We start from the raw sequence: 21,159 nt of genomic DNA, 5'->3' as shown, positions 1-21,159 counted from the left end.
GCCCGGCGCACACGGGGTTGCCGCGGAGGCTCTCCGCCCGGCGCGTGCGCCGTGGACGCGGGTGCCCTCCGCCCGGGCTCGGGAGGTGGTCAGGTGAACGCCGACGGAGTACGTCACCCAGGGCGCGGCAATCCGCCGCGGGCAGCGGTCTTCGATGTGGACGGCACCCTGGTGGACAGCAACCACCTGCACACGGTGGCCTGGTGGGAGGCCTTCCGGCAGTACGGGCATCAGGTGCCGATGTCCGCCATCCACCACTGCGTCGGCCTGCCGTCGGGCCGTCTGACGGCACGCCTGGTCGGGCCGAAGTGCGCCGACGAGCAGGGCGACGCGATCTCCACGGCCCACTCCGTCGTCTACGCCCAGTGGCACGAGCGGCTCCAGGCCCTGGACGGCGCCGCGGCCCTGTTGCGCACCCTGGCCGGACGCGGCTGGCGCATCTACCTCGCCACCTCGGCCAAGGGCGGTGAACTGACCGCCCTGCGCCGCGCGATCAACGCCGACGACGCGATCCTCGGCGCCACCACCGCCGAGGACGTCAGCGAGGGCAAGCCCGCACCCGAGCCGATCGAGGCCGCGCTCGACGCGGCGGGGGTGCGGCCCGAGCATGCCCGCTTCGTGGGCGATTCCATCTGGGACGTGGAGGCGGCGGAGCGGGCCGGGGTGGAGTGCGTGGCCCTGCTGTCCGGCGGCAACAGCCAGGCCGAACTCGTCGAGGCGGGCGCCGTCGCGGTGTACGAGAACCCGGCCCGGCTGCTCGCGGCACTGGACAGCAGCCCGCTGCGGGACTGAGCGGGGCGGCGCCGGTGCGGCTCCTCGTGGCCGGGACCGGGAGAGGGGGCGGTGTGGATGTTTGCGTACGCGCCCGGACACGGTGCGTGGCGGGAGCCGGAGCCGCGACATGTGAGCCGGACCACCAAACCCGGCCGATGGCGCGGCACGGCGGCCGGACCACCGCCGCGACCGTACGCCGCTCGTCAGGGCGTTCTGACCGTGTGTGCCGTACCGGCGACGAGCAGTCGGGGACGGAGGGACCAAAGTCCCGGCGAGTGTGTGACGGGAGCCTCTCCCCGCCCTTTCGGCGGGGTTCGTAAGGTGGGCGAAGGTTTGCCCGTACCAGAAATGTTTTCTTCCTGATCGGACCCATGGCCTTGTACGAACTCACCAGCCCGCCCTCGTGGCGCGTCGAGCTGCCGCACACCGCCGCCGCGGTGCCGGTCGCTCGCTCCCTGGTGCGCAAGGCGCTGGCGCAGCTCGATCACGGCGCCGACTGCGACACCGCGGAACTGCTCACGGCCGAGCTCGTGGCCAACGCGGTGGAGCACACCACCGGGGACGCCCCCATCGAACTCGTCGTGGAGGTCCTGCCCACCGGCTGCCAGGTGGAGGTCCACGACCGCAATCCCGAGCCGCCCGGCGACATGTCCCGGCCCGGCCCGGCCGAGGAGCCCGATCCCTGGCTCGAACACGGCCGCGGCCTGCTCCTGATCCGCACCCTGAGCCTGTCCTGCGGACACCGCCCCACCGACTCCGGCAAGGCGGTGTGGTTCACGCTGCCCGCGATCCCGCATCAGCGGCAGCCGCTGATCTGAGCGGTCGGTCGATTCGAGCCGTCGGCCCTACCGACCGCCGCCGAGCGTGGCCACCAGTACCGCCTTGATCGTGTGCAGCCGGTTCTCCGCCTCGTCGAACACCACCGAGTGCGCCGACTCGAACACCTCGTCCGTGACCTCCAGCGAGGTCAGCCCGTGCCGTGCGTGGATGTCGCGGCCCACCGCCGTACCGAGGTCGTGGAAGGCGGGCAGGCAGTGCAGGAACTTCACGTCCGGCTTTCCGGTGGCCCGCAGCACGTCCATGGTCACCGCGTACGGTGCCAGGTCGGCGATCCGCTCGTCCCAGATCTCCTTCGGCTCACCCATCGACACCCAGACGTCGGTGGCCACGAAGTCGGCGCCGCGTACGCCCTCGGTCACGTCCTCGGTGAGTGTGAGGCGGGCGCCGCTGCGCTCGGCGAGGGCGCGCGCCGTGGCGACGACCTCGGCCGAGGGCCAGTACGCCTCGGGCGCGACGATACGGACGTCCATGCCGAGCAGCGCCCCGGTGACCAGGTAGGAGTTGCCCATGTTGAAGCGGGCGTCGCCGAGGTAGGCGAACGCGGTCTCGTCCAGCGGCCGGGGGCTGTGCTCGGTCATCGTGAGCACGTCGGCCAGCATCTGGGTGGGGTGCCAGTCGTCGGTGAGGCCGTTGTAGACCGGGACCCCGGCATGCCTGGCCAGCTCCTCGACCTTGGCCTGGCTGTCCCCGCGGTACTGGATCGCGTCGAACATCCGCCCGAGCACCCGGGCCGTGTCCTTCACCGACTCCTTGTGCCCGATCTGCGAGCCCGAGGGATCCAGGTACGTGGTGGAGGCGCCCTGGTCGGCCGCGGCGACCTCGAAGGCGCACCGGGTACGCGTGGACGTCTTCTCGAAGATCAACGCGATGTTCCGGCCCGTCAGCGCGCGCTCCTCCCTGCCCGCGCGCTTCGCCGCCTTCAGCTCGGCGGCCAGCGAGACCAGGGCGCGGAACTCCGTCGCGTCGTGGTCCAGCTCCTTGAGGAAGTGGCGGCCGACGAGGTCGGGCAGAGCAGTCGCCATCGGGCGCTCCTGGGTCGCGTGACTGAGGACCCTGGAATTCTATACAGGGATCCACATTTCTATTCATCAACGCTCGCGTGACCGTCGTCACGCCATTCCCAGAGTCGCAGCCCGGCCCCGCTGCCGCCGCCCGGCCGGCGGCCGGTGTGCGGCGGCAGCAGGGCGGTGCGCGGCGGCAGCAGGCTGGTATGTGCGGCGGTCAGTGGTCCCGGTCGCCGCCGTCGCGTCGGCGCCGTAGCGCCGTCACCGCCGTTGCCTTCCTCGACGCCGTCGCCTTCCTCACCGCCGTCGCTGTTCTCGCCGTTCCGTCAGACGACGGCCTCCCGCTCAACCGGGCAGCTCATGCAGCGCGGGCCGCCACGGCCCCGGCCGAGTTCGCTGCCGGGGATCTCGATCACCTCGATGCCCTGCTTGCGCAGATGGGTGTTGGTGGTCGCGTTGCGCTCGTAGGCGACGACCACCCCGGGCTCGACCGCGAGCACATTGCAGCCGTCGTCCCACTGCTCGCGTTCGGCGGCGTGCACGTCCTGAGTCGCCGTGAGCACCCGGATCTCGCTGAGGCCGAGCGCCGCCGCTATGGCGCGGTGCATGTGCTCCGGCGGGTGGTCGGTGACCTTCAACTCCTTGGCGTCGGCGCCCGGTTCGATGGTGTAGGAGCGCAGCATGCCGAGTCCGGCGTACTGCGTGAAGGTGTCGCCGTCGACCATCGTCATCACGGTGTCCAGGTGCATGAAGGCACGGCGCTTGGGCATGTCCAGCGCGACGATCGTGTGCGCCGAACCGGCCGCGAAGAGCTTGTGCGCGAGCATCTCCACCGCCTGCGGTGTGGTCCGCTCACTCATGCCGATCAGCACCGCACCGTTGCCGATCACCAGGACGTCGCCGCCCTCGATCGTCGAGGGATAGTCCGCCTGCCCCTCCGACCACGTCTGGAAGGGGTCGGCCTGCGCGCCGCTAAACAGCGGGTGGTGCCGATAGATCGCCTCGAAGTGCACCGTCTCGCGCTGACGGGCGGGCCAGCGCATGGCGTTGATGGAGACCCCGTCGTAGATCCAGGCCGAGGTGTCGCGGGTGAACAGGTGGTTGGGCAGCGGGCCGAGCAGGAAGTCGTCCAGTTCCATGGCGTGGAAGCGCACCGAGGTGGGTTCGGGGTGCTGCTCCAGGAACTCACGCTTCGTCATCCCGCCGACCAGCACCTCGGCCAGCTCCGCCGGGGCCATCGTCTCGAAGGCCGCCCGCAGATGGTCCGTGGCCAGCGGACCGTACTCCTTCTCGTCGAAGACCCGGTCCAGGACCAGACCGCGCGCCGCGGGCAGCGCGACGGTCTCGCGGAGCAGATCACCGAAGAGGTGTACGGTCACGCCCCGGTCGCGCAGCACATCGGCGAAGCCGTCGTGCTCCTGCCGCGCCCGACGCACCCACAGGACGTCGTCGAAGAGCAGGGCGTCCTTGTTGCTGGGCGTGAGCCGTTTCAGCTCCAGATCCGGTCGGTGCAGGATGACGCGGCTCAGCCGCCCTGTCTCGGAGTCGACGTGAAATCCCATGGCTCCATATTCCCCGCCTGAACCCGCCCCGTGCAGGCTTCCGACGGAAACTTCCGGGTCAGACCCCGGAAATCACGGGTGTCCGACGGGTCACGGGGAGTCTCACCGCAAGTCTTCCGTCTCACCGACGCAGACTCCGTAAGCGCCGAACCACGGCCGCCGCGTTCGCGACCCGGCGAACGCATCGAACGAGACCGCGCCGTGCGATCGGTTCCGGCCAGCACGCCGCCTGAGAGGATGCGGTGGACCGATGACCAAGAAGGGGGACGACCATGACTCTGCTCGTACTGTCCGCTGTTCTCGTACTCGCCGTCGGAGGATGCGTCTGCGTCGTGTGGGCGTCCCGAGGCGGGCCACGCTGGGTGCGTGCGGTGGCCGGGGCGACCCTGGCGGCGGGCGAGTTGGCTCGCGCGGCGGGACGTGGCCGCCGCAGCGGCCGGGGTGGACAGGACAGCTCGGACGACTAGCTCGATTGTTCCAGGCGAATCAGCTCCGGAGTCACGGGAGTGATACGGAGTCACAGTGTGTACTTTCGCGGGCACACTATGACCTTGCCGGACCATTACCGCTCGCCGCGACAGCCCACGCTCCCGAGAGCACCCTGTGGTGTGAACTCCTGCCCACCCGGCTCCAGTTCAGGGCTGTCACCAGCCGATACGGCTCTTACGCCACCTTTTGGGCGGGACTCCCGGAGTCGGATTTCGAGGTCGGCACCCCAGGTCGGGATAGGGGGCGGGATTCGGGGTCGGCATTCGAGGTCGGCACCGACCCGAGCGGCCCGCGGGAACCACCCCCCGCGACCGCCCGGGCGAGAACACCGGTGAATCGGGCAGACGCGAAGGCGCTTACCCCAACTGCGACTGAACCTGACCCGCGATCAGTTCAAGGTGGTCCAGGTCGTCGAGGTCCAGGATCTGGAGGTAGATCCGCTGCGAGCCCGCCTCCGCGTACCGGCCGATCTTGTCGACCACTTGGGCCGGTGAGCCCGCGAGCCCATTGGCCTTGAGCTCGTCGACCTGGCGGCCGATCCGTGCGGCGCGGCGGGCGACCTCGGCGTCGTCCTTGCCGACGCAGGCGACGAGGGCATTGGAGTACGTCATCTCGGTGGCGGCTCGGCCCGCCTCGGCGACCGCCTTCCGCACCCGGCCGAACTGGCGCTCGGTGTCCTCGATCGAGGCGAAGGGGATGTTGAACTCGTCGGCGTACCGGGCCGCGAGCAGCGGAGTGCGCTTGGCGCCGTGGCCGCCGATCAGTACCGGGACCTTGGGCTGCGCGGGCTTGGGCAGCCCCGGCGAGTCGCTGAGCCGGTAGTGGGTGCCGTCGTAGTGGAACTTCTCGCCGATCTCGGTGCCCCACAGGCCGGTCACGATGGCCAGCTGCTCCTCCAGCCTGGCAAACTTCTCCTTCGGGAACGGGATCCCGTACGCCGTGTGCTCCGCCTCGAACCAGCCGGTGCCCAGGCCGAGTTCGACGCGGCCGCCCGACATCTGGTCGACCTGTGCGACCTGGATCGCCAGTACTCCGGGGAGCCGGAAGGTGCCCGCCGTCATCAGGGTGCCGAGCCGGATCCGCTCGGTCTCACGGGCGAGTCCCGCGAGCGTGATCCAGGCGTCGGTGGGCCCCGGCAGACCGTCGGAGTCGCCCATGCTCAGGTAGTGGTCGGAACGGAAGAAGGCGTCGAATCCGAGAGCCTCGGTCGCCTTGGCCACCGTGAGAAGAGTGTCGTAGGTGGCGCCTTGCTGCGGTTCGGTGAAGATGCGGAGATCCATACCTCCATCCTGCACTCCGGCGCCCGCCGCCCCGGGGCCGTGAACCGGCGCGTGGCGCGGTGTCCCTCAACTCACCCAGTCCCGCTCGGCACTTGGCCGTATGTCCATCACCGCCCCCATTTCCACCTCCACCGCCTCCTCGCGTTCCGGTGCCGCGCCGCGGGCGCGCCCGCGGCGCCCGCCGTCACCGGGCAGCCGCCCCGAGACGGTCCGCACCCCGGAGACGAACCGCGGCCCCTCTCCCGGCTCGGGACCGGACTTCGTCATCGACTGCTCGCGGTCCGTCAGACGGCGCAGCATCTCCAGGACCCGGTCCCGGCATTCGTCGGCGGCGTCGATGGCCTCCATGCACTGCCAGTACATCCGCTCCTCGTCGGCGGTCGAGGCGACCTGGACCAGTGCGATGCCCACGTCACCGAGCAGCCCGCCGAGGCCGGTGAGCGTCTCCCGGGGGTCCGAGATCTCCGAGAGCTGGGCCGCGCGTATCTGATCGACGCCGAACAGCGGCGAGGTGAGAGCCCCGCAGCCGCGCCCGCCGATCTCGCTCAACCCCAGTGCCTCGCCGCGCAGTTCCGGCGGTCCGGCCACCGCCAGTCTGCTTCCGATGGCCTGTGCCAGCGATTGCGCCTGCCAGGCCTCCACCATGATGTCCGGCGCCTCGTGGCTCTCAGCCAGGGCACGCCTGCCCACTCCAATGAGCCGCACCGCGTCCATGTGCCTTGCCCCGTCTCTCCCTGTCCGCATGCTTACTGAGCGTTTACCCGAACTCGCCCTGCCACTACCCAGAGTGAGAGCTCATTCGGCAAAAAGCCAGAGCTCGTCCTAAATCTGTGGACAGAATCTTGCTTGTGGACAACTTTGTGACTCCGGAGAGTGACATATATTGACTACTCTCCGTTGCCGAATGTGGTAAGAACCCCTGCCCACAAGGCAGTTGGGATCCGGCCAGGCCCGGCCGACAGCGGCCTCCGCCCACCGGAGACCACCCCCGACCTGCCCGGAACCCGCGGCCTTCGCGCTCCGGAACACGCACGAACCAACCGGCAACCCACCGGCGACCGACCAGCGGCCGGACGCCGCTCCGGCCCTACGCGCCCGGCTCCTCCACCGGAAAGCGCTCCTCGTTCCGCTCGATCTTCGCTTCGAGCGCGGCGAGCACGTCGATGCCGAGCACCTCGCAGAACTGGAGCAGATAGGCGAGCACATCGGCCACCTCGTCGCGGACCCGGTGGGCGGAGCCGGGGTCCCGCATGACGTCGCGGGACTCCTCCGCCGTCAGCCACTGGAAGATCTCCAGGAGTTCGGAGGCTTCGACACTGAGCGCGGCGGCGAGGTTCTTGGGCGTGTGGAAGGGCTCCCAGTCGCGCCGGGCGGCGAACTCGGCCAGTCTACGCTGCAGTTCGGGCAGGCCCGGCCCGGTCGGTGTCTCGGATGCGCTCACCGCCCCAGGTCTACCACGGCGATCCCCCCGGCCCTCGGCTCGCCCGCCCCGGCGGCCGCCCACGAGGTGTCGGTGACCGTGGCGAGCAGCCGGATGTGGCCGCGTGCGACGGTCTGCAGGGCCAGGTCGCGCAGCAGGGCGAACTGCCGCCGGTCCAGGCCCCGGTCGAATCCGTCGGCGAGCACGGTGAGCGTCTGAAGGGCCTCGGGCACCTCGGCCGCGGGGTCGACGTCCAGTACGCCGGGGCCGGTGAGCAGGACGAGGGCGAGGGCCAGGAAGCGCAGTTCGCCGTCGCCGAGGCGCTCCACCGGCGTGCGGATGCCTTCGCCCCGGTCCAGGAGGGCCCGCACCAGGCCGTCGCCGAGTTCCTCGGTGAGCACGTTCACGGTGCGGCCCGCGCATCCGGAGTCCACGGCCTTGACGAGGATGCCGTACCGGATGGCGCACTCGCTGTGAGTGCGGCGCAGGACCTCGGCGAGGTTGTCGCAGCCGGGCAGGAGGCGGCCGGGCCCGAGCGGGACGACCCGCCGCATCCGCCGCGGCAACGGGTCGCAGGGGAAGAGCGACCGCAGGGCGACCACCACCTGTTCGGCCGCGGCGAGCACGGTGCGCTGGCCCGCGGTCTTTCCGGCCACCCGTAACGGCAGGAGCGCGGTGCCGAGGAGGTCGTCGGGCAGTGGTCCGCGCGTGACCGGCGCGGAGCCCGCGGTGTGCCAGGCGGCCTGGACCGAGCGGCGTCCCGGGTCGCGCAGGGCGGTCTCCAGGAGGGTGAGCGGTCCGCGGCTGAGGCGTTCGCCGACGATGCGAAGTTCGGGTTCGGCCTGTACGGCGAGGTCGAGGCGGACCGGCCCGGCGGGGCCGTCGACCGTGCAGCCGATCCGGAATCCGCGGCGGCCACCGGCGTCGGCGCGGGCGGTTTCCGGCACACAGGCGCCCGGGTCCGCGAAGACCTCGGCGAGTTCGGTGCCGGAGGCGAGTTGGGCCAGGGCGGCGCAGGCGCGCAGCGCGCTGGTCTTGCCGCTGCCGCTGGGACCGGCGAGGAAGGTGAGGGGCGCGAGGGGGATGGTGGTGCGCCGGTGACCGGCGAAAGCGGACAGCCGCAGCTCGGTGAGCGTGGGCCGGTCCGCTCGCGTCGCCTGTGGCGGCACGGCCGGTGGGGGCGGCGCGAGGGAGGTGGGGGTCGAGGTCATGCCCGGACGGTAGGCGTGGCGCGGCGAGGCGAACCGTTTTGCCCTCGTTGCGTCCCACGAAGAGGCGACAGCCCGGTGTTCTGTGCGGAACCCGCTCCCGCGCGAAAGCCGTTCACGCGTGCGCACCGGCGCGACCTCGGGCGGGCACACAGCTCCAACCCCCGGCGCACAAGCGGCACTTCACGCCGGTCCCGCACGCCTCGCGCCCAACCTGCGCGCCTTACGCCCAGCCCTCGCGCCTCACACCACGCCGCCGGGCGCGGCATCCACCGCGACACCGATGCCCCGGCACCGACGGCCTCACTCGCCCGGCGCGCTCGCGTCATCGATCAGCCCCTGCACCTCGGTGCCCGCCGGGGACAACAGGAAGACATTGCGGTCGACGCGGTGCATGCCACAGCCCAGACCGAAGACGACACCGCTGCTGAAGTCGAGGACGCGGCGCGCCACCGCGGTCTCCGCGCCGGACAGATCGAGCAGCACCGGGATCTGCGCCATGAGGGTCTGCGCGACGTCGCGGGCATCTGAGAAAACGTTCACCCGCAGGACGACGAACTTGCGCCGCAGTTCGGTGTCCCGGCCCGGGTCGACGAGTGCGGGGTGCCCGGGCCACGAAGGCCAGTCGCCGCCGTTGCGCAGCGGCACCACCTGGGCGAGGCCCTCCCACTGTTCGTCGGTGACGTCGTGACCGTTCACTTCCCCACCCCGTCCTGGCTCGTCCCGGTTGTCTGCACGGCGCAATTCTTACGCGTACTCACCCGATCGGCCCAACTGCGACACGGAGCCGGGTCGTGTCATGCACCACTCCAAGCCGTTCGGTACGGACCGGCGGCCGTCGTGGAGCGACGTGTGAACGCTCCGTACGCGGGCGCCGACCTGCCGTACTCGGCTCTCCCCAGGCCCGGTTCCGCGCCGGGTCGACGGCGCCCCGCGGAACTTTCCCCGCGCGAACACGTGAGGCGGGCACCAGGCTGGGAAGGCGTACCCGTCACACGTTCGCGAGGGGAAGGGCGCGACCCCGATGAGTGAGGCCACCACCACGTATCTGTCCGAGGACGAGCTGTCGGTCCTCATGCGCTACTGGCGGGCGGCGAACTACCTGACCGTCGGCCAGATCTACCTGCTCGCCAATCCGCTGCTGCGCGAGCCGCTGACGAGCGGCGACATCAAGCCACGGCTGCTCGGTCACTGGGGCACCAGTCCGGGCCTGAACCTTCTCTACGCACACCTCAACCGGGTCGTCTCGGCGCGCGACCTCGACCTGATCCACATCACGGGCCCGGGCCACGGCGGCCCGGCCACGGTGGCCTGCTGCTGGCTCGACGGCAGTTACAGCGAGGTCTACCCGGACGTGTCCCGGGACGGGGCGGGGATGGCGCGGCTGTTCAGGCAGTTCTCGTTTCCGGGCGGGATCCCGAGCCATGTCGCGCCCGAGACCCCCGGTTCGATCCACGAGGGCGGCGAGCTGGGCTACTCGCTCGGCCACGCCTACGGCGCCGCCTTCGACAACCCGTCCCTGGTGGTCGCCGCGATCGTCGGCGACGGCGAGGCGGAGACCGGACCGCTGGCCACGGGCTGGCACGGCAACAAGTTCCTCGACCCGGTGCACGACGGCGCGGTGCTGCCGATCCTCCACCTCAACGGCTACAAGATCGCCAATCCCACCGTGCTCGCCCGGCTGCCGCACGAGGAGCTGGACCACCTCCTGCGCGGATACGGGCACGAGCCGGTGTATGTGAGCGGCGACGACCCCGTGCGGGTTCATCACGCGCTGGCCGCCGCCCTGGACCACTGCCTGGACACCATCGCGGCGTACCAGCGCGCGGCCAGGGAGGAAGGCGTCACCGAGCGCCCCCGGTGGCCGATGATCGTGCTGCGCACCCCCAAGGGCTGGACCGGCCCGCGGAAGGTGGACGGGAAGCCGGTCGAGAACACCTGGCGGTCCCACCAGGTGCCGTTGTCCGCGGTACGCGACGACCCCGGTCATCTCGCCCAGCTGGAGGAGTGGCTGCGCGGCTACCGGCCCGAGGAGCTCTTCGACGAGGACGGCCGCCCCCGCCCCGGCCTGCTGACCCAAGTCCCGCACGGCGACCGGAGGTTGGGCTCGAACCCGCACACCAACGGCGGCCGCCTGGTGCGCAGCCTGCCGGTCCCCGAGATCGCGGAGTACGCGGTGCCGGTCGCCGCGCGCGGGGTGACGGTGCACGAGCCGACCCGCGTGCTCGGCGGCCTCCTGCGCGATCTGCTCGAACTCACCGCCGAGCGCAGGGACTTCCGGCTCTTCGGCCCCGACGAGACCGCCTCCAACCGGCTCCAGGACGTGTACGCGGCGACCGGCAAGGGCTGGCAGGAGGAGTTCCTCGGCACGGACGAGAACCTGAGCCGCGACGGCCGAGTCCTGGAGATGCTCTCGGAGCACAACTGCCAGGGCTGGCTGGAGGGTTACCTGCTCACCGGCAGGCACGGCCTGTTCTCCTCGTACGAGGCGTTCATCCACATCGTGACCTCGATGGCGAACCAGCACGCCAAGTGGCTCAAGGTTTCCAGGGAGTTGCCGTGGCGGCTGCCCATCCCCTCGCTGAACTACCTGCTCACCTCGCATGTGTGGCGCCAGGACCACAACGGCTTCTCGCACCAGGACCCGGGGTTCGTCGACCACATGGTCAACAAGGACCCGGCGACCATCCGTGTCTATCTGCCGCCGGACGCCAACTCACTGCTCGCGGTGGCCCAACGCACCCTTGACTCAAGGGACTTGATCAACCTCGTCGTCGCGGGCAAACAGCCCACCTTCGACTGGCTCGGCATCGACGACGCGGTCCACCACGTGGAACGCGGGATCAGCGTCTGGGACTGGGCCGGTACGGACACGGGGCGGGCGCCGGACGTGGTGCTCGCGGCGGCGGGCGACGTACCCACCACCGAGGTGATGGCGGCGGCCAAGCTGCTGCGCGCGGAACTGCCGGGCCTCGCGGTCCGGGTGGTGAACGTCGTCGATCTGATGCGGCTGCTGCCACCCGACCAGCACCCGCACGGCCTGTCCGACCGCGGTTTCGACGCCGTGTTCACCGCGGACCGGCCGGTGATCTTCGCCTACCACGGCTATCCGTGGCTGATCCACCGGCTCGCCTACCGCCGCCACGGCCACGACAACCTGCACGTCCGGGGCTACAAGGAGGAGGGCACCACGACCACGCCGTTCGACATGGTCGTCCGCAACGACATGGACCGCTATCAGCTGGTCATGGACGTCATCGACCGTGTCCCCGGACTCGCCGAGTCGGCCATCTCCGTACGGCAGCGGATGCGCGACAAGCGCGCCGAGCACCGCGCGTACGTCGTCCGGTACGGCCAGGACATGCCCGAGGTCCGCGACTGGACGTGGACCTGAGCAGCCCCGCCACCGCTGGACCGCGCATCCCCAACAGCCCTCGGACCAGACGTACTTGAAGGACCGCACACCACGGCACACACCGAAGGACAGGAGCCCTCTCATGCGGAATCGGGACGGTTCGACCACACCGGGCCGCGACGAGACCCCCGAGGAACGGGCCGACCGGCGCTGGGGCGAACTGCTCCAGGAGGTCCGGGTGGCGCAGACCGGCGTACAGATCCTGCTCGGCTTCCTGCTGACGGTGGCGTTCACGCCGCGCTTTCCCGAGCTGTCCACCTTCGACCGGAACCTGTACGTCACCACGGCGCTCCTGGGCGCCGCCTCGACCGGGGCGCTGATCGGCCCGGTCTCCTTCCACCGGCTCCTCACGGGCAGACAGCTCAAGCCGCAGACGGTGATCTGGGCCTCCCGGATGACCATCGCGGGACTCGTCCTGCTGCTCTGCACGCTCACCGCGGCGATGCTGCTGATCCTGCGAGTGGCCCTGCACAACGACGCGGTCCCCTACATCGCGACCGGAGTCGCCCTCATGTTCGTCCTCACCTGGTTCGCCCTGCCCGCCTGGGCCCGGCGGCGCTACGACACCCGCGGCTCCCGTGACACGGACGCCGGTTCGTGACCCGGTCCGCACGACCGGGCTCGTGAGAACGCGCTCGTGAGAAGCGAGTTGGTGAGGGCTCGATTTCCCCTACGGCAAGCACCGCACATGTTCCGACAAGGAGTTCCGGAGGAGTTCCGCATGACACCACCCAGGATCCTGATCATCGGCGGCGGTTTCGCCGGCGTGGAGTGCGCGCGCCGGCTGGAACGCAGGCTCGGGCACGCGGAGGCCCGGATCACCCTGGCCACGCCCTTCGGCTACCAGCTCTATCTGCCGCTGCTGCCGCAGGTCGCCTCCGGCATGCTCACTCCGCAGTCGGTCGCGGTCTCGCTGCGGCGGGGGCTGCGCCGGACCCGGATCATCCCCGGCGGCTGCATCGGAGTGGACACGGCGGCCAAGGTCTGTGTGCTCCGCAAGATCACCGACGAGATCGTCACCGAACCCTACGACCAGCTCGTCCTCGCGCCCGGCAGCATCACCCGTACCCTCGACATCCCCGGCCTGGCCGAACACGCACTGGGCATGAAGACGCTCGCCGAGGCCGCCTATCTGCGCGACCGGGTCATCGCCCAGCTCGATCTCGCCGCGTCCACCCCGGACGCGCGCGAGCGGGAGTCGCGGCTGCGGTTCATCGTGGTGGGCGGCGGCTACGCGGGCACCGAGACGGCGGCCTGTCTGCAGCGGATCACCGCGGCGGCCGCGGCCCGTTACCCGCGGCTCGATCCGCGGCAGATCAAGTGGCACGTCGTCGACATCGCCCCGCAGCTCATGCCCGAACTCGGCGAGAAACTGGGCGCGGACGCGCTGGCCCTGCTGCGCGCGCGGGGCATCGAGGTCTCGCTCGGCGTCTCCGTCGAGAAGGTGGAGGCCGAGCAGGTCAGCCTCACCGACGGCCGGGTACTGCCCTGCCGCACCCTGGTGTGGACGGCGGGCGTCGCCGCCAGCCCCCTCATCGGCACCCTGGACGCCGAGACCCACAAGGGCCGCCTGGTCGTCGCGGACACCATGGCGGTGCCGAAACGGGACGGTGTCTTCGCGCTCGGCGACGCGGCCGCGGTACCGGACCTGGCCCAGGGCAAGGACGCGGTCTGCCCGCCGACCGCCCAGCACGCCCAGCGGCAGGGCAGGGCGGTGGCCGACAACGTCCTCGCGCGACTGCGCGGCCGGTCCCTGCGGCCTTACGTGCACCGGGACTTGGGGCTCGTCGTCGACCTCGGCGGCAAGGACGCGGTGTCCAAACCGCTCGGCATCCAGCTCACCGGCCTGCCCGCGCAGGCGGTGGCCCGTGGCTACCACCTGATGGCGCTGCGCACCGGCGTCGCCAAGGTCCGCACCCTGACCAACTGGCTCCTGAACGCCACCGCCGGTGACGACTACGTCCGCATCGGCTTCCAGGCCCGCTCCCCCGCACGGCTGCGCGACTTCGAGTTCACCGACGCCTATCTGACGCCCGAGCAGGTGAGGGAGCACGTCGCGGCCTCGGCCATTGGGAGTTGAGCCGGGCCGAACAGGGTTGATCAGTACGGCAGTTCGCCGGGGTCGCGCAGTGCGCGGGCCGGGGCGTCGGCCTTGAGCAGCATCTCGTCGTACTCCTCGCCGGGATCGGAGTCCAGGACGAGGGCGCCGCCCGCGCCGAGCAGCCAGCGGCCGCGTGTGAGGACCAGGGTGCGGATGACGATGTTCAGGTCCGCGCTGCCGTTGCAGGCGAGGTAGCCGAGCGAGCCGGAGTAGATGCCCCGGGCGCGCTCTTCGAGCGAGTCGATGATCTCCAGGGTGCGCAGTTTGGGCGCGCCGGTCATGGAGCCGCCGGGGAAACAGGCCCGTACGCAGTCGACGGCGTGCGCCCCGTCCTTGAGCCTGCCGCGGACCGTGGAGACGAGTTGGTGCACGGTGGCGTAGCTTTCCGCCGCCATCAGCGCGGGCACCTCGACGCTGCCGACCTCGCAGACCCGGCCGAGGTCGTTGCGCAGCAGGTCGACGATCATCAGGTTCTCGGCGCGGGTCTTGGCCCCGGAGACGAGCCCGGCACGCGCCGCCTCGTCCTCGGCCGGGGTCGCCCCGCGGGGCGCGGTGCCCTTGATGGGCCGCGCCTCGGCGTCCCCCTCAGGGCCGATCCTGAGGAACCGCTCGGGCGAGGAGCAGGCCACCTCCACCTCGCCGAGCCGCAAATAGGCCGCGTGCGGCGCCGAGTTGAGCCTGCGCAGCCTGCGGTACGTGTCCCAGCCGCTGTCGGTCGCGGGGATCTCGGCCGTGGTGGTGAGGCAGATCTCGTAGCTCTCGCCCATGCGAAGGAAGTCCTGCGCGGCGGCCACTCGCTTGGTGTACGCCGCCCGGTCGAGCGCCAGATACGGCTCGGCGGACAGGGTGCCGTCGAGGTTCGGGGCTCCAGTGGCCGGGGCAGTGCCGAGGTCGCGAAGTCCGGAGGCCGTCCTGTCGAGCCAGGAGAGGGCGGCTGCCTCGGTGCCGTCCGCGTCGTCACTCAAGTGGCCCGCCCCGTCGGCCTGTTGGGCGCCGTAGCCGTCTTCGCGGCTCAGCGCCAGGACGTACATACGCCCCTGCTCGTGGTCGACCGCGAGGAAGCGGTCGGCGAACAGCCAGACGGCGTCCGGGGTTTCGGCGCTGTGGTGCTCCAACGCGCCGCAGTCCGCCTTGAGTTCGTAGCCGAAGTAGCCGACGTAGCCACCGGTGAACGCGAACGGCAGCGGCGGGGCGGCGATCTCGCGCCGCTCCAACTCCCGTTTGAGGTAGTCGAATACGGACTCTGGGTGGCTGGACACGGGCTCACGGCCACCTGCCCCCGTGGCCGACGAAGACGGCGCGGACGTCTCCACGCGCACCACGCCCTCGCCCACGCGGTAACGCACCGTCTCGGCGAGCGGACCCGCCGCGTCCCCGAGGAAGGAGAACCGGGAACGCCCGCCCTCGATGTGCGCACCGTCCAGCCAGAAGGCGTGACGCGAGTCCCCGTACAGCGCCGCGAACGCCGCTTCGGTGTCCACGGCACCGTCGATCTCCCGTACGTGAAGCCGGTAACGGAGCTTCGGAGAAAGGGAGTTGGCCACCGTAGACGCGTTACGAGACGGAGCGGTCCCGGTTCCGGTGTGCGCCGCCGGGCGGGGAACGACCACGCGCCCCGCGCCGCCCCGCTCGGCGCGCGTGAGATCACGGAAGTTCGCCATCATCCGCAGCCCGTGCTCGGTCTCCACGGACTCGGGGTGGAACTGCACGCCCCAGCGCGGCAGTCGGCGGTGCCGCAGTGCCTGGATCACGCCGTCCTCGGAACGGGCGATCGCCACCAGGTCGCGCGGCAGCGGCTCGGTGACGCACAGCGAGTGGTAGCGCACGGCGCCGAAGGACTCGGGTATGCCCGCGAAGAGGGCGTCGCCGTCGTGGCGGACGGTGCTCACGTGTCCGTGCCGCGCGCGGGGGGCCTGCACCACCTCGCCGCCCTCCGAGACGGCCAGACCCTGATGGCCGAGGCACACGCCGAGGACGGGCAGGTCGGTCTTGCGCAGCACGTCCATCGAGATGCCGAAGTCGCGGGGGCGGGCCGGGTGTCCAGGGCCCGGCGAGATGACGACATTGTCGTACGCGTCGAAGTCGGGCAGGTCCGGAGCGTCGTTGCGGAGCACCTCCGGCTCCTCGCCGTTGACCTGTCCGAGTAGGTGGAACAGGTTGTAGGTGTAGGAGTCGTAGTTGTCGATCAGCAGAGTGCGCACGCCGTACTCACCTGGTCACCGACTCACTTCGCACTCCGGGAAGCCCTGCGTGGACCGGGACGAGTCCACCGAGCTGTGTCGGCGCCGACCCTAAGGGGCGCGACGGCACGGAGCAACAAATGTCGCGCTCGTCACAGCGTCTGTGCGTTGCGCGCGCCAAAGCTGCCTTACAGCGGACCGCTTCCTCAAGTGGCCACTCACATCTCGGAGTTGTTCCCGGACTCCGAGCTCGTGGTCCAGCCGGGGGCGGGGCACTACCCGTGGCTGGACGACCCGGCCGGTTTCACCACAACCGTCGGCGGCTTTCTCGGTGCGGGCGCGGTGGCCGGACAGGGACCGGGCACCGCCTGACCCGGCGGCTTGCCGGACAGTCGCGGCAGCATGATCTGCCAGTAGCCGTCCAGGACCCGGGGCGAGGACCAGGCGGCGTCCCGGCGGCCGAGCACCTCGAATCCGACCACCGCGGCGGTCACCGCGAAGACGGTGTCCTCCAGGTCCACGTCGACGGCGAGACGGCCCTCGTGCCGGGCGCGGACCAGGACGGATCTGACCCAGTCGCGCCAGATCTCCCAGAGCAGCGACTCGGAGTGCCAGGTCGCGTCCACGCCGAGGCAGAACCCGGCGCGCAGAACGACGTCGTCGACCAGTAGGTCGGCCAGCCGCTGCGAGGTCTCCGCCAGTCGCGCCAGGGACGGCGAACCGCCGCGCGAGGCCGCGGTGAGGAGTTGCCGCAGTGTGCTCGCGGCCTTCTCCTCGACGGCCTGCCCGAGTTCGCGCTTGCTCCTGAAGTGGAAGTGCAGGGCCCCCGTGCTGACCCCCGACCTGGCGCTGATCCCGTTCAGCGAGGCCAGGGCGAAACCGCCCTGGAGAAAAGTCTCGGCAGCGGAGCGGATCAACTCCTGACGGGTACGGACTGCACGGTCCTGCTTGGCCATTGACGCTCCGTGAGTGGTCAGGTACGCGGAAACCTCCGGCTGGTTCCGGGCATGCTACCCACCGGGGAAGGGCACTTCCCGCTTGCGAGCGTTGCAGTTGACTCAAACTTGCTCGCAGCCCCCTGGACGGGTGGCATCGTCGCAGCTCATCCCCAATTTCCTTACCCATTAAGGAAGTTGAACGGGTCTGAGAAAAGGCGCTTTGCAGCGGCCCGGAAGCCGGGGAGCGGAGCAATCCGGCCGTCTGGATTGTGCCGGGGCGCGGAGGGCGTGCGGCGCGGCGCACGCCGGTAGTACGAAGCCCTGTCACCACCCGAAGACCCCCGTCCGCGCCTTCGCTTCGGGGCCTCGGCCGCGCCCGCCCGTGGAGCGTGATCGTGTCGTATGCCCCGGGCCCGCGCCACCGCTCCCGGCGGCGCGTGACAATCATCACCGTCACCTGCCACCCGGTGCGCCCACCAGGTGGAACACTGGCGGGCATGGGAGAGCTCGACGGGGGGCCGGTGAGCACCGACGCGCTGGCGTCGCTCGCGCTGACCGGTTACGGCCACTTCACCACCATGCGGGTCGAGAACGGCGCCGTACGCGGACTCGGTCTGCATCTCGACCGTCTGGCGCGGGACTGCCGGGCGGTCTTCGGCACCGCACTCGACCTCGACGCGGTACGCGCGCATCTGCGGCACGCCCTGCCGGACGCCGAGGGCACGGTGATCGCCCGGGTCACGGTCTTCGACCCCGCGCTCGGCCTCGCCCATCCGGCGGCGCCCGCCCACCCGCGCGTCCTGGTCACCACCCGCCCCGCACCCGAGGTGCCCCAACCCCCTTTGCGGGTACGGCCGGTGACCTATCTGCGCCAGGTCGCCGCCGTCAAGCACACCGGACTCTTCGAGTCCCTGCATCTGCGCAGGGCCGCACAGCTGGAGGGCTTCGACGACGCGCTGTTCGTCTCCCCGGACGGAGAGATCAGCGAGGGCGCCACCTGGAACATCGGGTTCCACGACGGGGAACGGGTGCTCTGGCCGCAGGCCGAGCAACTCCCCGGGACCACCCGGGAACTGCTGAGCCGCACCACGGTGGTGCAGCACACCGGCCCGGTGACCCTCGCCCAACTCCCCTCCCTGCGCGCCGCGTTCGCGACCAACGCCGCCGTCGGCGTCCGCCCGCTGGCCGCCATCGGGTCCGTACGCTTCCCGGCCGACCACCCCGCGGTGACCGAACTCCAGGACGCGTACGCCCGGATCGCCCCCGAGGCACTCCGGTGACCGCCAAACCGCCACTGTCCGCCCCGACCCGGACGGCGGGGCGCCGCACCGCACGGAAGGAAATGCCCACCTCATGACGGCCACCGAGAAGACCGACGAGCTGTGGATACGCCGTTACCACCCAGCCGATCCCGGCGCGCCCAAACTGGTGGTCCTGCCGCACGCGGGCGGCAGCGGCACCTTCTACTTCCCGATGTCCCGGGCACTGGCCCCGCGCGTCGAGGTCCTCGCGATCCAGTACCCGGGCAGGCAGGACCGCCGCTCCGAGAAGCTCCTCGAATCGGTCGACGAACTGGCCGACCAGCTCTTCCCGTTGCTCCTCGACCGGCTCGAGGGCCCCTTCGCCCTGTTCGGGCACAGCATGGGCGCCTCCCTCGCCTTCGAAGTGGCCCGCCGTCTGGAGGAGGCCGGTCGGGCGCCCCGGGCGCTGTTCGCCTCGGCCCGTCCCGCGCCGTCCCGGCAGCGCGAGGGCGGCACGGTGCACCTCGGCACGGACGACGAACTCATCGCGCTGATCAAGGGGTTGAGCGGCACCGACTCCCAGGTCCTGGAAGACGAGGAACTGCTGCGGCTGACCCTGCCGGCGGTGCGCGGCGACTACAAGGCCGCCGAGACCTACCGCTACCGTCCCGGTCGCTCGCTGACCTGCCCGGTGTACGCGCTGACCGGCGACGACGACCCGATGGTGACCGAGGACGAGGCCCGCGCCTGGGGTGAGCACACCAGCGGCCCGTTCGCCCTCGACGTCTACCGCGGCGGCCACTTCTACCTGGTCAACCATCAGGCGGCGATCAACAAGAGCGTCACCGAGCGGCTTCTGTCGGCCTGAGCCTGAGCCCCGGCCCCCACAACAGCAGGGACGCCGCCCGACCGGAGGCGGCGTCCATACCGGCGAAAGGAGCCCAGGACCTTTCGTTTGGATCTGGTTGGTGTGGCCAACAGCACTCTATGTCCAACCCGAGCGGGGTCTGGTGCGTGCAGCTGCAAGGCGGAGGATTGAATCATGGCGGAGCCATGGTGATTGACGACAACGCCGCTGGGGGCACCTCCCGGCCGAAGGCTGGGGGAGTGCGTGCCAGACCCCGCGACCCCCAACAAGATCCAAACGAGAGGTCCTAGTGCCCGGAGGAAAACTGCTCGCGGTCAGCGACCAGCACGTCACCCATGCGGAGAACCGCCGGATCACCGAGTCCATGCGGCCCGAGTCGGACGAGGACTGGCTGATCGTGGCCGGTGATGTCGCCGAGAAGTTCGCCGACATCGAATGGGCGCTGACGCTGCTCGCCGACCGATTCGCCAAGGTGATCTGGTCGCCCGGAAACCACGAACTGTGGACACACCCCCAGGACCCGGTCACCGTGCGCGGCGTGGAGCGCTACGACGCCCTGGTCGAGATGTGCCGCCGGGTGGGCGTGGTGACCCCCGAGGACCCGTACCCGGTCTGGGAGGGCGGCGCGTTCCCGGTGACCGTGGCCCCGCTGTTCACCCTGTACGACTACTCCTTCCTCGCCCCCGGGGCGCGGAACAAGGAGGAGTCGCTGAAGATCGCCCACGACTCGGGGGTCGTGTGCACCGACGAGTACCTGCTGCACCCGGACCCGTATCCGAGCCGCGAGGCGTGGTGCGAGGACCGGATCGCGCTGACCGAGAAGCGGCTCGGCGCCATCGATCCGGAGCACCGCACGGTCCTGGTCAACCACTATCCCCTGGTCCGCGAGCCCACCCGGATCCTGCGCTTCCCGCAGTTCGCGCAGTGGTGCGGCACCGAGCGGACCGCCGACTGGCATGTCCGCTTCCGCGCCGCGGCGATGGTCTACGGACACCTGCACATCCCCCGGGTCACCTGGCACGACGGGGTGCGCTTCGAGGAGGTGTCCATCGGCTATCCGCGCGAGTGGCGCCCCAGGCCGCCGCGCAAGCCGCTGCGGCAGATTCTGCCCGAGCCCGCGTGAGGAGGCGGCGGACATGATCGAGGACATCCTGCCCGGAAAAGTGGCCTGCGCCTCGTCGCTGGGCGACCTGGCCGACGAGGCGCCCGGGACCCTGTTCCCGGCCGAGGAGGCCGTGATCACCAGGGCGGTCGCCAAGCGGCGCCAGGAGTTCACCACGGTACGGATCTGCGCGCGGCGCGCCCTGAAGCAACTGGGCGTCGAACCGGTGCCGTTGGTGCCGGGCAAGCGCGGCGCCACCGCCTGGCCGTCCGGGGTGGTGGGCAGCATGACCCACTGCGCCGGGTTCCGGGCCGCGGCCGTCGCCCGGGCCGAGGACGTCACCTCGCTCGGCATCGACGCGGAGCCCAACCTGCCCTTGCCCGAGGGCGTTCTCGAGGTCGTCACGCGTCCGGCCGAGGCACGGCAGCTCGCCCGGCTGGCCGAGCTGCGGCCCGAAGTGTCCTGGGACCGGCTGCTGTTCAGCGCCAAGGAGTCGGTCTTCAAGACCTGGTACCCGCTCACCGGCGAGGAGCTCGACTTCGACGAGGCCGAACTCGACATCGATCCGGACACGGGCACCTTCAGCGCACGGCTCCTGGTGCCGGGGCCGCTGGTGACAGGCGAACGGGTCGGCGTGTTCCACGGCCGGTGGCTGGTGCGCGGCGGCTTCGTGGTGTCCGGCATCGTCCTGGAGGCGGCGGCCGGTAGCGACGCGGAGCGCTGAACGGCCGGACACA

Annotated in this window: 18 protein-coding genes and 1 pseudogene; 10 read left to right on the top strand and 9 right to left on the bottom strand. The window is 70.9% G+C overall.

The annotated features are described in order from the left end of the window. The first annotated feature begins 93 nt into the window (after nt 1-93). Together HUT18_RS34010 and HUT18_RS28765 are read left to right on the top strand one after the other, a co-directional pair. Nucleotides 94-792, top strand: coding sequence for an HAD family hydrolase (locus tag HUT18_RS34010; protein ID WP_254878849.1), 699 nt, complete (start codon nt 94-96; stop codon nt 790-792). Nucleotides 793-1,145: 353 nt separating this feature from the next. Beyond that, on the top strand, nt 1,146-1,592 hold the full coding sequence (locus HUT18_RS28765; protein WP_176103443.1) for an ATP-binding protein: 447 nt from the start codon (nt 1,146-1,148) through the stop codon (nt 1,590-1,592). Between the two features lie 27 nt (nt 1,593-1,619). On the opposite strand, the gene argF is transcribed toward HUT18_RS28765, so the two are convergent. Both argF and HUT18_RS28755 read right to left on the bottom strand, forming a co-directional pair. After that, nucleotides 1,620-2,636 (bottom strand): ornithine carbamoyltransferase, encoded by a 1,017-nt coding sequence (argF, locus tag HUT18_RS28760; protein ID WP_176103442.1) that lies wholly within the window; start codon nt 2,634-2,636, stop codon nt 1,620-1,622. 308 nt (nt 2,637-2,944) lie between these two features. Further along, nucleotides 2,945-4,180, bottom strand: coding sequence for an arginine deiminase (locus HUT18_RS28755; protein ID WP_176103441.1), 1,236 nt, complete (start codon nt 4,178-4,180; stop codon nt 2,945-2,947). Between the two features lie 272 nt (nt 4,181-4,452). On the opposite strand from HUT18_RS28755, the gene HUT18_RS28750 reads away from it, so the two are divergent. Further along, a complete protein-coding gene (locus HUT18_RS28750) occupies nt 4,453-4,647 on the top strand; it encodes a hypothetical protein (protein ID WP_176103440.1) in 195 nt (64 codons plus the stop codon). A gap of 378 nt (nt 4,648-5,025) precedes the next feature. Here the strand turns inward: HUT18_RS28750 and HUT18_RS28745 are convergent, their stop codons facing one another. The 5 genes and pseudogenes from HUT18_RS28745 to HUT18_RS28725 form a co-directional block, all read right to left on the bottom strand. Further along, a complete protein-coding gene (locus HUT18_RS28745; RefSeq protein ID WP_176103439.1) occupies nt 5,026-5,949 on the bottom strand; it encodes an LLM class F420-dependent oxidoreductase in 924 nt (307 codons plus the stop codon). Between the two features lie 264 nt (nt 5,950-6,213). After that, a pseudogene (locus tag HUT18_RS28740) lies at nt 6,214-6,663 on the bottom strand (DUF6099 family protein); the annotation flags it as partial. Nucleotides 6,664-7,036: 373 nt separating this feature from the next. Continuing rightward, nucleotides 7,037-7,390 (bottom strand): nucleotide pyrophosphohydrolase, encoded by a 354-nt coding sequence (locus HUT18_RS28735; protein WP_254878848.1) that lies wholly within the window; start codon nt 7,388-7,390, stop codon nt 7,037-7,039. Further along, nucleotides 7,387-8,580, bottom strand: a complete 1,194-nt coding sequence (locus HUT18_RS28730; protein ID WP_254878847.1) for an AAA family ATPase — start codon at nt 8,578-8,580, stop codon at nt 7,387-7,389. The genes HUT18_RS28735 and HUT18_RS28730 overlap by 4 nt, the downstream gene beginning before the upstream one ends. Nucleotides 8,581-8,880: 300 nt before the next feature. Continuing rightward, nucleotides 8,881-9,276 (bottom strand): cell division protein SepF, encoded by a 396-nt coding sequence (locus tag HUT18_RS28725; protein WP_176103438.1) that lies wholly within the window; start codon nt 9,274-9,276, stop codon nt 8,881-8,883. Nucleotides 9,277-9,601: 325 nt separating this feature from the next. Here HUT18_RS28725 and HUT18_RS28720 point away from each other — a divergent pair, with 325 nt between their 5' ends. The 3 genes from HUT18_RS28720 (at nt 9,602) to HUT18_RS28710 (ending at nt 14,072) form a co-directional block, all read left to right on the top strand. After that, complete coding sequence (locus HUT18_RS28720) at nt 9,602-11,971, top strand: phosphoketolase (protein WP_176103437.1); 2,370 nt, start codon at nt 9,602-9,604, stop codon at nt 11,969-11,971. 103 nt (nt 11,972-12,074) lie between these two features. Continuing rightward, nucleotides 12,075-12,593, top strand: coding sequence for a DUF6328 family protein (locus tag HUT18_RS28715; RefSeq protein WP_176103436.1), 519 nt, complete (start codon nt 12,075-12,077; stop codon nt 12,591-12,593). 120 nt (nt 12,594-12,713) lie between these two features. Next, nucleotides 12,714-14,072, top strand: coding sequence for an NAD(P)/FAD-dependent oxidoreductase (locus HUT18_RS28710; RefSeq protein ID WP_176103435.1), 1,359 nt, complete (start codon nt 12,714-12,716; stop codon nt 14,070-14,072). A gap of 20 nt (nt 14,073-14,092) precedes the next feature. On the opposite strand, the gene HUT18_RS28705 is transcribed toward HUT18_RS28710, so the two are convergent. Next, nucleotides 14,093-16,294 (bottom strand): chorismate-binding protein, encoded by a 2,202-nt coding sequence (locus HUT18_RS28705; RefSeq protein WP_176103434.1) that lies wholly within the window; start codon nt 16,292-16,294, stop codon nt 14,093-14,095. 254 nt (nt 16,295-16,548) lie between these two features. Beyond that, nucleotides 16,549-17,229, bottom strand: a complete 681-nt coding sequence (locus tag HUT18_RS28700; RefSeq protein WP_176103433.1) for a ScbR family autoregulator-binding transcription factor — start codon at nt 17,227-17,229, stop codon at nt 16,549-16,551. A gap of 479 nt (nt 17,230-17,708) precedes the next feature. On the opposite strand from HUT18_RS28700, the gene HUT18_RS28695 reads away from it, so the two are divergent. From HUT18_RS28695 to HUT18_RS28680, 4 genes are all read left to right on the top strand, one after another. After that, the gene (locus tag HUT18_RS28695; RefSeq protein ID WP_176103432.1) at nt 17,709-18,491 is read left to right on the top strand and encodes an aminotransferase class IV family protein; all 783 of its coding nucleotides are present in this window, start codon (nt 17,709-17,711) and stop codon (nt 18,489-18,491) included. A gap of 73 nt (nt 18,492-18,564) precedes the next feature. After that, complete coding sequence (locus HUT18_RS28690; protein ID WP_303246560.1) at nt 18,565-19,320, top strand: thioesterase II family protein; 756 nt, start codon at nt 18,565-18,567, stop codon at nt 19,318-19,320. 289 nt (nt 19,321-19,609) lie between these two features. Further along, complete coding sequence (locus tag HUT18_RS28685; protein WP_176103431.1) at nt 19,610-20,443, top strand: metallophosphoesterase; 834 nt, start codon at nt 19,610-19,612, stop codon at nt 20,441-20,443. 13 nt (nt 20,444-20,456) lie between these two features. After that, entirely contained in the window at nt 20,457-21,146 is a 690-nt protein-coding gene (locus tag HUT18_RS28680; protein ID WP_176103430.1) for a 4'-phosphopantetheinyl transferase, read from the top strand. Nucleotides 21,147-21,159 lie beyond the last annotated feature (13 nt).

Origin of the sequence: Streptomyces sp. NA04227, assembly GCF_013364195.1 — a bacterium.
Lineage (GTDB): Bacteria > Actinomycetota > Actinomycetes > Streptomycetales > Streptomycetaceae > Streptomyces.
The sequence above is the reverse complement of the archived record's forward strand: the minus strand, read 5'-3'. Positions and strand labels throughout refer to the sequence as shown.

Coding starts and splice junctions, on each gene's coding strand:
- HUT18_RS28765 (WP_176103443.1), top strand. CDS start 1,146: ATGGCCTTGTACGAACTCACCAGCCCGCCCTCGTGGCGCGTCGAGCTG.
- argF (WP_176103442.1), bottom strand. CDS start 2,636: ATGGCGACTGCTCTGCCCGACCTCGTCGGCCGCCACTTCCTCAAGGAG.
- HUT18_RS28755 (WP_176103441.1), bottom strand. CDS start 4,180: ATGGGATTTCACGTCGACTCCGAGACAGGGCGGCTGAGCCGCGTCATC.
- HUT18_RS28750 (WP_176103440.1), top strand. CDS start 4,453: ATGACTCTGCTCGTACTGTCCGCTGTTCTCGTACTCGCCGTCGGAGGA.
- HUT18_RS28745 (WP_176103439.1), bottom strand. CDS start 5,949: ATGGATCTCCGCATCTTCACCGAACCGCAGCAAGGCGCCACCTACGAC.
- HUT18_RS28730 (WP_254878847.1), bottom strand. CDS start 8,580: ATGACCTCGACCCCCACCTCCCTCGCGCCGCCCCCACCGGCCGTGCCG.
- HUT18_RS28720 (WP_176103437.1), top strand. CDS start 9,602: ATGAGTGAGGCCACCACCACGTATCTGTCCGAGGACGAGCTGTCGGTC.
- HUT18_RS28715 (WP_176103436.1), top strand. CDS start 12,075: ATGCGGAATCGGGACGGTTCGACCACACCGGGCCGCGACGAGACCCCC.
- HUT18_RS28710 (WP_176103435.1), top strand. CDS start 12,714: ATGACACCACCCAGGATCCTGATCATCGGCGGCGGTTTCGCCGGCGTG.
- HUT18_RS28700 (WP_176103433.1), bottom strand. CDS start 17,229: ATGGCCAAGCAGGACCGTGCAGTCCGTACCCGTCAGGAGTTGATCCGC.
- HUT18_RS28695 (WP_176103432.1), top strand. CDS start 17,709: ATGGGAGAGCTCGACGGGGGGCCGGTGAGCACCGACGCGCTGGCGTCG.
- HUT18_RS28690 (WP_303246560.1), top strand. CDS start 18,565: ATGACGGCCACCGAGAAGACCGACGAGCTGTGGATACGCCGTTACCAC.
- HUT18_RS28680 (WP_176103430.1), top strand. CDS start 20,457: ATGATCGAGGACATCCTGCCCGGAAAAGTGGCCTGCGCCTCGTCGCTG.